The sequence below is a fragment of the Pantoea sp. EKM20T genome (assembly GCF_011800485.1).
GTDB lineage: Bacteria > Pseudomonadota > Gammaproteobacteria > Enterobacterales > Enterobacteriaceae > Pantoea > Pantoea agglomerans.
On sequence record NZ_JAALFW010000005.1, the window covers coordinates 376,878 to 390,007 of the forward strand.

General features: G+C 56.0%; 10 protein-coding genes and 1 other annotated feature (1 of these 11 only partly in view). Of the genes, 8 read left to right on the forward strand and 2 right to left on the reverse strand.

Annotation, left to right across the window (positions count from 1 at the left end):
- Nucleotides 1-37, forward strand: a sequence feature (Thr leader region); it begins 82 nt to the left of the window's first position.
- Nucleotides 38-63: 26 nt separating this feature from the next.
- Genes thrA through thrC form a run of 3 tightly spaced genes read left to right on the forward strand, consistent with a single transcriptional unit; the run spans nt 64 to nt 4,745 of the window.
- Entirely contained in the window at nt 64-2,526 is a 2,463-nt protein-coding gene (thrA, locus tag HFD94_RS12065) for a bifunctional aspartate kinase/homoserine dehydrogenase I (RefSeq protein ID WP_122889265.1), read from the forward strand.
- A gap of 2 nt (nt 2,527-2,528) precedes the next feature.
- Nucleotides 2,529-3,458: a homoserine kinase gene (thrB, locus tag HFD94_RS12070; protein WP_010671694.1), complete on the forward strand. Its 930-nt coding sequence runs from the start codon at nt 2,529-2,531 to the stop codon at nt 3,456-3,458.
- 3 nt (nt 3,459-3,461) lie between these two features.
- On the forward strand, nt 3,462-4,745 hold the full coding sequence (gene thrC, locus HFD94_RS12075; RefSeq protein WP_010671693.1) for a threonine synthase: 1,284 nt from the start codon (nt 3,462-3,464) through the stop codon (nt 4,743-4,745).
- A gap of 61 nt (nt 4,746-4,806) precedes the next feature.
- Here thrC and yaaA read toward each other — a convergent pair whose 3' ends face one another.
- Entirely contained in the window at nt 4,807-5,580 is a 774-nt protein-coding gene (gene yaaA, locus HFD94_RS12080; protein WP_010253688.1) for a peroxide stress protein YaaA, read from the reverse strand.
- Between the two features lie 209 nt (nt 5,581-5,789).
- On the opposite strand from yaaA, the gene tal reads away from it, so the two are divergent.
- From tal to HFD94_RS12095, 3 genes are all read left to right on the forward strand, one after another.
- The gene (gene tal / locus HFD94_RS12085) at nt 5,790-6,743 is read left to right on the forward strand and encodes a transaldolase (RefSeq protein ID WP_010253690.1); all 954 of its coding nucleotides are present in this window, start codon (nt 5,790-5,792) and stop codon (nt 6,741-6,743) included.
- A 126-nt stretch (nt 6,744-6,869) separates the two neighbouring features.
- Nucleotides 6,870-7,457, forward strand: a complete 588-nt coding sequence (gene mog, locus HFD94_RS12090) for a molybdopterin adenylyltransferase (protein ID WP_010253692.1) — start codon at nt 6,870-6,872, stop codon at nt 7,455-7,457.
- A gap of 106 nt (nt 7,458-7,563) precedes the next feature.
- Nucleotides 7,564-8,871 carry an MFS transporter gene (locus HFD94_RS12095; RefSeq protein ID WP_033770945.1) on the forward strand — a complete coding sequence of 436 codons (1,308 nt, stop codon included), beginning with the start codon at nt 7,564-7,566 and terminating at the stop codon, nt 8,869-8,871.
- Nucleotides 8,872-8,924: 53 nt separating this feature from the next.
- Here HFD94_RS12095 and satP read toward each other — a convergent pair whose 3' ends face one another.
- Nucleotides 8,925-9,494, reverse strand: a complete 570-nt coding sequence (gene satP / locus HFD94_RS12100; RefSeq protein ID WP_033769625.1) for an acetate uptake transporter — start codon at nt 9,492-9,494, stop codon at nt 8,925-8,927.
- 302 nt (nt 9,495-9,796) lie between these two features.
- Between satP and dnaK the strand changes: the two genes are divergently transcribed.
- The gene (gene dnaK / locus HFD94_RS12105) at nt 9,797-11,707 is read left to right on the forward strand and encodes a molecular chaperone DnaK (RefSeq protein ID WP_010253698.1); all 1,911 of its coding nucleotides are present in this window, start codon (nt 9,797-9,799) and stop codon (nt 11,705-11,707) included.
- Nucleotides 11,708-11,811: 104 nt separating this feature from the next.
- Nucleotides 11,812-12,957 carry a molecular chaperone DnaJ gene (dnaJ, locus tag HFD94_RS12110; protein ID WP_010253699.1) on the forward strand — a complete coding sequence of 382 codons (1,146 nt, stop codon included), beginning with the start codon at nt 11,812-11,814 and terminating at the stop codon, nt 12,955-12,957.
- Nucleotides 12,958-13,130: the final 173 nt, after the last annotated feature.

Below are 13,130 nucleotides of genomic sequence, written 5' to 3' on the forward strand. Positions count from 1 at the left end.
AATAAGCCCGCACCTAAACAGTGCGGGCTTTTTTTTCGGCTTAAATTCAGGAGAGTTTATATTATGCGAGTGCTGAAATTCGGCGGGACCTCGGTAGCGAATGCGGAGCGGTTTCTTCGCGTCGCTGACATTCTGGAAAGTAATGCGCAACAAGGACAGGTTGCAACCGTGCTCTCTGCGCCAGCAAAGATCACTAACCATCTGGTGGCGATGATTGAAAAAACCATCAGTGGTCAGGATGCTTTGCCGAATATCAGCGACGCCGAACGCATCTTCAGCGAGCTGTTGCAGGGACTGGCTGACGCGCAGCCGGGCTTTGAGTACGATCGACTGAAAACCCGCGTTGACCTGGAGTTTGCGCAGCTGAAGCAGGTTCTGCACGGTATCAGCCTGCTGGGGCAGTGCCCGGACAGCGTCAACGCGGCGATTATCTGCCGCGGTGAAAAACTCTCGATTGCGATCATGGAAGCGCTGCTGCAGGCGCGCGGCCATGAGGTCAGCGTGATCGATCCGGTGGAGAAATTGCTGGCGGTCGGCCACTACCTTGAATCCACTGTTGATATCGCCGAATCAACCCGTCGCATTGAAGCGAGTCAGATTCCGCCGCAGAACATGATCCTGATGGCAGGCTTCACGGCTGGTAACGAGCGAGGCGAGCTGGTCGTACTGGGCCGTAACGGTTCAGACTATTCAGCCGCTGTGCTGGCCGCCTGTCTGCGCGCCGACTGCTGTGAAATCTGGACTGATGTGGATGGCGTCTATACCTGCGATCCGCGTCAGGTGCCGGATGCGCGCCTGCTGAAGTCGATGTCCTATCAGGAGGCGATGGAGCTCTCCTATTTCGGCGCCAAAGTGCTGCATCCCCGCACCATCGCGCCCATTGCCCAGTTCCAGATCCCCTGCCTGATCAAAAACACGGCCAATCCGCAGGCACCCGGCACCCTGATTGGAGCAGAAGGCGAACAGGATGAGAACCCGGTAAAAGGCATCACCAACCTGAATAATATGGCGATGGTCAACGTCTCTGGTCCTGGCATGAAAGGGATGGTCGGGATGGCGGCCAGAGTCTTTGCGGCGATGTCGCGCACCGGCATCTCGGTGGTGTTGATCACCCAATCCTCTTCCGAATACAGCATCAGTTTCTGCGTGCCGCAGAGCGAGCTGGCGCGGGCGCGTCAGGTGCTGGAGGAGGAGTTCTACCTGGAGCTGAAAGATGGCCTGCTGGATCCGCTGGATATCATTGAAAACCTGGCGGTGATTTCAGTGGTGGGCGATGGCATGCGCACGCTGCGCGGCATTTCAGCCAAATTCTTCTCGGCGCTGGCGCGCGCCAATATCAATATTGTGGCGATTGCTCAGGGCTCCTCCGAGCGCTCAATCTCGGTGGTGGTGAACAATGATGAAGTGATCACCGGGGTTCGCGTGGTGCATCAGATGCTGTTCGCCACCGATCAGGTAATCGAAGTGTTTGTGGTCGGCGTCGGCGGCGTCGGCGGCGCGCTGCTGGATCAGTTACATCGCCAGCAGGCGTGGCTGAAGAAAAAGCATATCGACCTGCGCGTCTGCGGCATCGCTAACTCCCGGGCGCTGTTAACCCACGTCCACGGCATCGATTTAAGCAACTGGCAGGCGGCATTAGGCGAAGCGAAAGAGCCGTTCAATCTCGGTCGTCTGACCCGTCTGGTGAAAGAGTATCACCTGCTCAATCCGGTGATTGTGGATTGTACTTCCAGCCAGGCGGTCGCCGATCAGTATGCTGATTTTCTCAGCGAAGGTTTCCATGTGGTGACGCCAAACAAAAAGGCCAACACCTCATCCTGGAATTACTATCAGCAGATGCGCGCCGCCGCTGCCAAATCGCGGCGTAAATTCCTTTATGATACTAACGTCGGCGCCGGACTGCCGGTGATCGAAAACCTGCAGAATCTGATGAACGCCGGTGATGAGCTGCTGCGCTTCTCCGGTATCCTCTCTGGCTCGCTGTCCTACATCTTCGGCCAGCTGGATGACGGAATGTCACTGTCGCAGGCGACAACGATGGCGCGTGAGATGGGCTTTACCGAGCCCGATCCGCGTGACGACCTCTCCGGCACCGATGTGGCGCGTAAGCTGCTGATCCTGGCCCGTGAAGCGGGTCATCAGCTGGAGCTGAGCGACATTGAGATTGAACCGCTGCTGCCCGCCAGCCTGACCGAAATCCAGGACATTGAGCAGTTTATGCAGCGTCTGCCTGAGCTGGATAACGCCTTTGCCGCCCGGGTTGCGAAGGCGCAGGATGAGGGCAAAGTATTGCGCTATGTTGGCGTGATTGAAGAGGGTGGCATCTGCAAAGTGAAGATCGACGCCGTTGACGGCAACGATCCACTCTATAAGGTCAAAAACGGTGAGAATGCGCTGGCGTTTTACAGCCGCTACTATCAACCGATTCCGCTGGTGCTGCGCGGGTACGGTGCAGGAAATGATGTCACAGCGGCCGGTGTTTTTGCCGACCTGCTGCGGACGCTGTCATGGAAGTTGGGAGTTTAATCATGGTAAAAATTTACGCACCGGCCTCGATTGGTAACGTCAGCGTCGGCTTCGATGTGCTGGGCGCGGCGGTTTCGCCGGTAGATGGCTCCCTGTTGGGTGACTGCGTCTCCGTGGAAGCGGCAGAGCAGTTTTCACTGACCAACGCCGGACGTTTTGTCAGTAAGCTGCCCGCCGATCCGAAAGAGAATATTGTTTACCAGTGCTGGCAGCGTTTCTGCCAGGAAATCGGCAAAGCGATCCCGGTGGCGATGACGCTGGAGAAGAACATGCCCATCGGCTCCGGGCTGGGTTCCAGCGCCTGCTCGGTGGTGGCCGGTTTAATGGCGATGAACGAGTTTTGCGGCAAGCCTCTCAGCGACAGCACGTTACTGACCCTGATGGGTGAGCTGGAAGGGCGGATCTCCGGCAGCGTGCACTATGATAATGTCGCCCCCTGCTTCCTCGGCGGCATTCAGCTGATGCTGCAGGAGAATGACATTATCAGCCAGGCGGTGCCGGGCTTTGATGACTGGCTGTGGGTAATGGCCTATCCGGGCATTAAAGTCTCAACCGCAGAAGCGCGCGCCATTTTACCGGCGCAGTACCGCAAAGAGGACTGTATCAGGCATGGCCGTTTGCTGGCCGGCTTCATTCACGCCTGCCATACGCGTCAGCCGCAGCTGGCAGCTAAACTTATGCAGGATGTGATTGCCGAACCTTACCGGACCCGGCTGCTGCCAGGCTTCACCGAGGCGCGGCAGGCCGCGAAAGATATTGGCGCACTGGCGTGCGGTATCTCAGGCTCTGGTCCGACACTTTTCGCCGTTTGCAATCAGATGGAAACGGCACAGCGGATGGCTGACTGGCTGAGCCAGCACTATCTGCAGAATGATGAAGGCTTCGTCCATATCTGCCGTCTCGACACGGCTGGCGCACGACAATTGGGATAACGCATGAAACTCTACAATCTTAAGGATCACAACGAGCAGGTCAGCTTCGCCCAGGCGGTGAAACAGGGTCTGGGTTCGCAGCAGGGTCTGTTCTTTCCGCTGGAACTGCCGGAGTTTGAACTGACCGACATCGACGCGATGCTGGAGATGGATTTTGTCAGCCGCAGCAGCAAAATTCTCTCGGCTTTCATTGGTGACGAGATTCCGGCCCAGCAGCTGCATGAGCGTGTTAAAGCCGCTTTTGCTTTTCCGGCCCCGGTGAAAGCCGTCAGCGAAGATATCGCCTGTCTGGAGCTGTTCCACGGCCCGACGCTGGCGTTTAAAGATTTCGGCGGCCGTTTTATGGCGCAGATGCTGTCGTATGTCTCAGGCTCAGATGAGCAGATCACCATTCTCACCGCCACCTCCGGTGATACCGGCGCGGCCGTGGCGCACGCCTTTTACGGCATGAAGAACGTGCGCGTGGTGATCCTCTATCCGCAGGGCAAAATCAGTCCGCTGCAGGAGAAACTCTTCTGTACCCTGGGCGGCAACATCGAAACCATCTCTATCGACGGCGATTTTGATGCCTGCCAGTCGCTGGTGAAACAGGCGTTTGATGATGAAGAGCTGAAGCGCGCGATTGGCCTGAACTCGGCTAACTCCATCAACATCAGCCGCCTGCTGGCGCAGATCTGCTACTACTTTGAAGCGGTCGCGCAGCTGCCACAGGAAAAACGTAATCAGCTGGTGGTGTCAGTGCCGAGCGGCAACTTTGGTGATTTGACCGCCGGTCTGCTGGCGAAATCGCTGGGCCTGCCGATCAAACGCTTTATCGCCGCCACCAACGCCAACGACACGGTGCCGCGCTTCCTGGGCAACGGCGAGTGGCAGCCAAACCAGACGGTCTCTACGCTGTCGAATGCCATGGATGTCAGCCAGCCTAATAACTGGCCGCGTGTGGAAGAGCTGTTCCGCCGTAAAACCTGGCGCTTAACCGATCTGGCCTGTGGTGCGGTCTCGGATGAGACCACGCGCGCCGCCATGCGTGAACTGGCTGAGATGGGCTACATTTCCGAGCCGCATGCCGCCATCGCCTGGCGTCTGCTGCGCGATCAGCTGCAGGAAGGGGAATATGGTGTGTTCCTGGGAACCGCGCATCCGGCGAAATTCCGCGAAAGTGTGGAAGCGATCCTTGAACAGACCCTGACGCTGCCGCCGGAGTTAGCGGAGCGCGCCGACCTACCGCTGCTGTCGCATCAGATGAAGGGTGATTTCGCCTCGCTGCGGGCGTTTCTGCTGAAGTAAACCTGTGAAAGGCTTCCCGGTTGCGGGAAGCCTGTTTGTGGAAAGCAGAGGGCGCGGGGTGTTACTGCTCTGCGCGCTTAAAGACCAGCTCGCTCTCGCTGCTGCTGGCTGCATCAAAACGATAGCCATCCAGATCAAACGCCTTAAGCTGTTCCGGCTTCGTCAGGCGCTGCTGAATCACATAGCGACTCATTAATCCACGCGCCTTTTTGGCATAGAAGCTAATCACTTTGTAACTGCCATTCTTCTCGTCGAGGAACACCGGCTTAATCATCTGTGCCCGCAGCGTCTTCGGCTTAACCGCCCGGAAATATTCGTCCGAGGCGAGGTTGATCAGCACCTCATCGCCCTGTTCCGCCAGCGCGGCATTCAGCGTTTCAGTGATGAGATCGCCCCAGAAGGTGTAGAGATCTTTGCCCGCCGGATTCGCCAGGCGAATGCCCATCTCCAGACGGTAAGGCTGCATTAAATCGAGTGGACGCAGTACGCCATACAGGCCTGATAACATACGCAGGTGCTGCTGAGCAAAATCGAAATCCTGATCGCTGAAGGTCTCTGCCTGTAAACCGGTGTAGACATCACCTTTGAACGCCAGGATCGCCTGACGGGCATTCTTAGGGGAAAAATCGGGCTGCCAGCTGTTAAAGCGCTCGGCATTGAGGTGCGCCAGTTTATCGCTGATGCCCATTAACGAGGCGATGCTGGCGGGTGACAGCTCGCGCGCAATTTCAATCAGCTGTTGTGACTTTTCTAACAGCGCAGGCTGGGTGAAACGCGTTGTCGCCAGCGGGCTTTCATAATCCAGCGTCTTGGCGGGAGAGATCACCATCAACATAGTTGCTTCCTCGGTTAATGCCTGGTTTAACAGGGCATTGGCTGCTTATCAGGCTTCGCAGTGTACCAAAAAAGCCGCAAAGAATGACGAATCACACCTATTTGTTCGCGCTATCGTAAACGGCATTCCCTGACCTTGCGCCACCGTTGCCGCGTGATATTATCGCAACAGCCTTTTTTCACACTGACAGTTAACTAAGAGAAAAGAACATGACGGACAAACTTACCTCCCTGCGTCAGCTCACCACCGTCGTCGCCGACACCGGTGATATTGCAGCCATGAAGCTGTATCAGCCACAAGACGCCACCACCAACCCTTCTCTGATTCTCAACGCCGCGCAAATTCCTGAATACCGTAAACTGATCGATGAAGCGATCGGCTGGGCGCGTGATCAGAGCAGCAACAAAGAAGAGCAGCTGCAGCTGGTTTCTGACAAGCTGGCCGTGAACATTGGTCTGGAAATCCTCAAACTGATCCCAGGCCGCATCTCGACGGAAGTGGATGCGCGTCTCTCTTACGACACTGAAGGCAGCATCGCCAAAGCCCGCAGCCTGATCAAACTCTACAATGATGCCGGTATCAGCAACGACCGCATCCTGATCAAACTGGCCTCTACCTGGCAGGGCATCCGTGCTGCAGAGCAGCTGGAAAAAGAGGGTATCAACTGTAACCTGACGCTGCTGTTCTCCTTTGCTCAGGCGCGTGCCTGTGCTGAAGCGGGCGTGTTCCTGATCTCTCCGTTTGTTGGCCGTATCCTCGACTGGTACAAAGCCAACACCGACAAGAAAGAGTATGCCGCGCACGAAGATCCAGGCGTGGTTTCAGTTTCTGAAATCTACAACTACTACAAGCAGCACGGCTATGAAACCGTGGTGATGGGCGCCAGCTTCCGTAACGTCGGCGAAATCATCGAGCTGGCTGGCTGTGACCGCCTGACCATTTCTCCTGCGCTACTGAAAGAGCTGGCGGAGAGCGAAGGCACCCTGGAGCGTAAACTGAGCTACAGCGGCGAAGTGAAAGCGCGTCCGGCCCGCATGACCGAGTCTGAGTTCCTGTGGCAGCACAACCAGGATCCTATGGCGGTTGCGAAGCTGGCAGAAGGTATCCGCAATTTTGCCGTTGATCAGGGCAAACTTGAGAAGATGCTGGCAGAACTGCTGTAATCTGTTGACCGTGGCGGCGCAGGCTGCCACGGTTTTCCCTTTTCCGACCCTTTCACTTTATATTATCCTCTCGGCTATTCCCCTTTTACTCCAACCGCACCGCGGTAAATCACAGCGAAGCTAATCATGAATACATTACGCATTGGCCTGATCTCGGTCTCCGATCGCGCCGCGAACGGCATTTATCAGGATCAGGGTATTCCCGCGCTGGAGAGCTGGCTCGGCAGCGCAATCAGCAGCCCGTTTGAGATTGAGTCCCGACTGGTGCCCGACGAGCAGCCGATGATTGAGCAGGCGATTTGCGAACTGGTCGATGAACGTTTTTGCCATCTGGTGTTAACCACCGGCGGCACCGGTCCGGCCCGACGGGATGTCACGCCCGATGCCACCTTAGCCGTTGCCGATCGTGAAATGCCTGGTTTTGGTGAGCAGATGCGCCAGATCAGCCTGCAGTTCGTACCGACCGCGATTCTGTCGCGTCAGGTCGGGGTGATCCGCAAGCAGTCGCTGATCCTCAATCTGCCTGGTCAGCCGAAGTCGATCAAAGAGACGCTGGAAGGGCTGAAGGATGAGCAGGGCAACGTAAAAGTTCACGGCATCTTTGCATCTGTACCTTATTGTTTACAGTTGCTGGAAGGGCCTTACGTCGAAACGCATTCCAGCGTAGTAGCAGCATTTCGGCCTAAAAGCGCTATACGTGAGATAAATAACTAAATATTCCCCATTTCAGGCATAAGCTATAGTCTTGCTGGTGTGGCAAAAGATTGACGGTATAGTAATAAGATCTTTACAACTTTATCTCTTTTGCCTCTGGAATATTATGAATCCGACTCACACTCAGCGTCTGACCGGTAAGGATTACAAGACCCTGGCGCTGGCCGCGCTGGGCGGCGCGCTGGAATTCTACGACTTCATCATCTTCGTTTTCTTCGCCACCGTGATTGGCGAACTCTTTTTCCCTTCGGATATCCCGGAATGGCTGCGTCAGTTGCAGACGTTTGCCATTTTTGCCGCAGGCTATCTGGCTCGTCCGCTGGGCGGCATCGTGATGGCGCATTTTGGCGATAAGCTCGGGCGCAAAAAGATGTTCAGCCTGAGCATTCTGCTGATGGCGCTGCCGACCCTGATGATGGGCGCTTTACCCACCTGGCAGACGATTGGCATTGCTGCGCCACTGCTGATGCTGCTGATGCGGATGTTACAGGGCGCGGCGATTGGCGGTGAAGTGCCGGGCGCCTGGGTGTTTGTCGCGGAACACGTGCCCTATAAACGTATCGGCATCGCCTGCGGCACGCTGACGGCCGGGCTGACTATCGGCATTTTACTGGGGTCGCTGGTAGCCACGCTGATCAATACCTCAATGTCGCAGCAGGCGATCCATGATGGCGGCTGGCGCATCCCGTTCTTCCTCGGCGGCGTGTTCGGGCTGATCGCGATGTACCTGCGTCGCTGGCTGCATGAGACGCCAGTGTTTATCGAGATGCAGCAGCGTAAAGCGCTGGCGGAAACCCTGCCGCTGAAGACCGTGCTGGCAGAGCATAAAAAGTCGATTGTCATCTCTATGCTGCTGACCTGGCTGCTCTCCGCCTGCATCGTGGTGGTGATCCTGATGTCGCCGGTCTGGCTGCAAAAACAGCAGGGCATCGCGCCTGCGCTGACCCTGCAGGCCAACAGCATCGCCACCGTGATGCTCTGCATTGGCTGCATTATTGCCGGACTCGCGGCCGATCGCTTTGGTGCCAGTCGTACGCTGTGTGTCGGCAGCCTGCTGCTGGCGATCTGTAGCTGGCAGTTTTATCACCTGACCGCCCTCTATCCACAGCAGCTCTTCCTGCTTTATGGCGTGGCGGGTCTCAGCGTCGGTATCGTCGGCGTGGTGCCCTTTGTGATGGTGCGCGCCTTTCCGGCAGAAGTGCGTTTTACCGGACTCTCATTTTCCTACAACCTCTCCTATGCGATCTTCGGCGGGCTGACACCCATCTTTGTGTCGCTGCTGATGAACGTCTCAGAGATGGCACCCTGCTGGTATGTGATGGCGCTGGCGCTGGTAGGATTGCTGACGGGGATCTGGCTGCGGCGTGATGTCAGCCACGAGCCTGGCCTGCAGCAGGGGATTAACTCTTTGTAATGCGGGGACGCGGAGCCTGGCTCCGCGTCTTTTTTTTATGCGTAAAAGCAGGCTTAAAGCGATTTCGCGCCAATCGGCAGAATGGTGCGGCCAAAGGTTTCGTTCAGCACTTCACCCATCGCCAGATAGCAGGCGCTGACTCCACAGAGTATCCCGACCCAGCCCGCGGAGACCACCAGCGCCGGCAGGTGCATAAGATGAGCCACGGCCAGCAGCAGAAACAGCAGCGTGAGCGAGCCGAAAACAAACTGCAGCATCCGCGCACCTTTCAGCGTACCGACGAACATAAACAGCGTGAAAATGCCCCACAGTGCCAGCCAGGCCCCCAGGAAACGTTCGTCTGGCGCTTTTGCCAGACCCATTTCAGGTAACAGCAGAATCGCCACAAAGCTTAACCAGAACATGCCGTAAGAGGTAAAGGCGGTCAGCCCGAAAGTGTTGTTCTTTTTAAACTCCAGCAGACCGGCCAGCACCTGTGCAATCCCGCCATAAAAAATGCCCATGGCTAAAATCGCCACGTCCATGGCAAACAGGCCCGTGTTGTGCAGGTTCAGCAAAATGGTCGTCATGCCAAATCCCATTAATCCCAGCGGGGCAGGGTTAGCCAGCGTTGAATTTGCCATAGTTCCTCGGCAGTAAAATGATCGTTGATGTAATAAACGGATTTCGTCCTGCTCCCTGAGGGGAACAAGGCGACGCATCATATTCAGCGTTGTGGCAGCGTTCTTTGATCCCGACAGGGCCAAAGGTAAAAATTTTTTTTTGGTTTAGCCCTTGATGCGCATCGAAGCGGCCCCATTTACTTGTCATCGAGCGTTGTGAACGTTGGAAAAAAAGCATGTGCTGGCAGTTGAATGCAAACAACCCGCCCACATAAAAGGTTCACAACCCAAATTGGCAACGAATTTAAGTGGGAGATGTTTAGATGGGTAAGATTATTGGTATTGACCTGGGTACAACCAACTCTTGTGTTGCGATCATGGATGGCACTAAAGCACGCGTGCTGGAAAATGCCGAGGGCGATCGCACCACGCCTTCAATTATTGCGTATACACAGGATGGCGAAATTCTGGTCGGTCAACCGGCTAAACGTCAGGCAGTGACCAACCCGCAGAATACCCTGTTCGCAATTAAGCGTCTGATCGGTCGTCGCTTCCAGGACGAAGAAGTACAGCGTGATATTAAAATCATGCCGTACAAAATTACCGGCGCTGACAACGGCGACGCATGGCTGGAAGTGAAAGGTCAGAGAATGGCACCGCCGCAGATCTCTGCTGAAGTGCTGAAGAAAATGAAAAAGACCGCCGAAGATTACCTCGGTGAGCCAGTGACTGAAGCGGTTATTACCGTACCGGCTTACTTCAACGATGCGCAGCGTCAGGCGACCAAAGACGCCGGCCGTATCGCGGGTCTGGAAGTCAAACGTATCATTAACGAACCGACTGCTGCTGCACTGGCATACGGTCTGGATAAAGGCCAGGGTAACCGCACCATCGCGGTTTATGACCTGGGTGGCGGTACCTTCGATATCTCAATCATTGAGATCGACGAAGTTGACGGCGAAAAAACCTTTGAAGTTCTGGCGACCAACGGTGATACCCACCTGGGTGGTGAAGACTTCGATAGCCGCCTGATTAACTATCTGGTTGCTGAATTCAAGAAAGACCAGGGCATCGATCTGCACAACGATCCACTGGCGATGCAGCGTCTGAAAGAAGCGGCAGAGAAAGCGAAAATCGAACTTTCTTCTGCACAGCAGACCGACGTTAACCTGCCATACATCACGGCAGATGCGACCGGTCCTAAACACCTGAACATCAAAGTGACCCGCTCTAAACTGGAGTCACTGGTTGAAGATCTGGTTGCTCGCTCAATCGCGCCACTGAAAGTTGCGCTGCAGGACGCCGGACTGTCTGTTTCAGACATCAACGACGTTATCCTGGTGGGTGGTCAGACTCGTATGCCACTGGTTCAGGCCAAAGTGACTGAGTTCTTCGGTAAAGAGCCACGTAAAGACGTGAACCCGGATGAAGCGGTCGCGGTCGGTGCTGCAGTTCAGGGTGGTGTACTGGGTGGCGACGTGAAAGACGTGCTGCTGCTGGACGTTACCCCGCTGTCACTGGGTATCGAAACCATGGGTGGCGTGATGACTTCGCTGATCAGCAAGAACACCACCATCCCAACCAAGCACAGCCAGGTCTTCTCGACTGCTGAAGATAACCAGTCAGCCGTGACCATTCACGTGCTGCAGGGTGAGCGTAAGCGCGCCAATGACAACAAGTCACTGGGCCAGTTCAACCTCGACGGTATCCAGAACGCGCCACGCGGTCTGCCGCAGATCGAAGTGACCTTCGACATCGATGCGGATGGTATCCTGCACGTGTCGGCGAAAGATAAGAACAGCGGTAAAGAGCAGAAAATCACCATCAAAGCCTCTTCAGGTCTGAGCGATGAAGAGATCCAGAAAATGGTGCGTGATGCGGAAGCGAACGCTGAATCTGACCGCAAGTTCGAAGAGCTGGTACAGACGCGTAACCAGGGCGATCAGATTGCCCACAGCACGCGTAAGCAGCTGGAAGAAGCGGGCGACAAACTGTCAGCTGATGACAAAGCGCCAATCGAAGCCGCTCTGGCCGCGCTGGAAACTGCGCTGAGAGGCGAAGACAAAGCGGAAATCGATGCCAAAATGCAGGCGCTGATGGAAGTGTCCGGCAAACTGATGGAAGCAGCACAGCAGTCTCAGGCGGGTGCAGCGGATGCCGGTGACGCGTCAGCGAAGAAAGATGACGACGTTGTCGATGCTGAATTCGAAGAAGTGAAAGACAACAAGAAATAATTGCCCCTGACCGGGCGCGACGGTTGGCCTGACAGCCGTTGAAACCAGCACGGGCGTAGGAGATCTCTCCACGCCCGTGCGATCATGTTAAGGGCTAAATAAACATGGCGAAGAGTGATTACTACGAGATTTTAGGCGTCGCCAAATCCGCGGACGAGCGTGAAATCAAAAAGGCTTACAAACGCCTGGCAATGAAATTTCACCCGGACCGTAATCCCGGTGACAAAGAAGCCGAAGCCAAATTCAAAGAGGTCAAGGAAGCGTACGAAATCCTGACCGATGCGCAGAAGCGTGCGGCCTACGATCAATATGGTCATGCAGCCTTTGAACAGGGCGGTATGGGTGGCGGTGGATACGGCGGCGGCGGCTTTGGTGGCGGCGGCGCAGACTTCAGCGATATCTTTGGCGACGTGTTCGGTGACATCTTTGGTGGTGGACGCCGTCAGCGCGCCTCCCGTGGCGCCGATTTACGCTACAACATGGAGCTGTCGCTGGAAGAAGCGGTACGCGGCGTGACCAAAGAGATCCGCATTCCAACGCTGGAAGAGTGTGACGTCTGCCACGGCAGCGGCGCGAAAGCGGGAACGCAGCCACAAACCTGTTCAACCTGTCACGGTGCAGGCCAGGTGCAGATGCGCCAGGGCTTCTTCACCGTTCAGCAGGCCTGTCCGACCTGTCATGGTCGCGGCTCGGTGATTAAAGATCCGTGCAACGCCTGTCATGGTCATGGCCGCGTTGAGAAGTCGAAAACGCTGTCAGTGAAAATCCCGGCAGGGGTCGACACCGGCGATCGCATTCGTCTGAGCGGCGAAGGCGAAGCGGGCGAGCAGGGCGCACCAGCAGGCGATCTCTACGTTCAGGTCTCGGTGAAGAAACACCCGATCTTCGAGCGTGAAGAGAACAATCTCTACTGTGAAGTGCCGATCAACTTTGCGATGGCAGCGCTGGGCGGTGAGATTGAAGTACCGACCCTGGATGGTCGCGTGAAGCTGAAAGTGCCGTCAGAAACTCAGACCGGCAAGCTGTTCCGCATGCGCGGACGTGGCGTGAAATCTGTGCGTGGCGGCGCGGTCGGCGATCTGCTGTGTCGTGTCGTGGTGGAAACACCGGTCAGCCTGAATGAGAAACAGAAAGCGCTGTTGCGTGAACTGGAAGAGAGTTTTGGCGGTCCGAGCGGCGAGCATAACAGCCCACGCTCAAAGAGCTTTTTCGACGGCGTGAAAAAATTCTTTGATGATCTGACTCGTTAAGTCTGCCTGATAAAAAGTGGAGCCCCGGCTCTGATGCTGCTCAGTTAAGATTAGATTTGTAAAGGCTGTCACGGTCAAACGTGGCAGCTTTTTTTTGGGCGAGCGAGCCGCAGTGCGGGCCAGCGCACCTCTGCTGCTGCCGGGCCGTCCTCGCGCCGCTCACGCGGTACCTT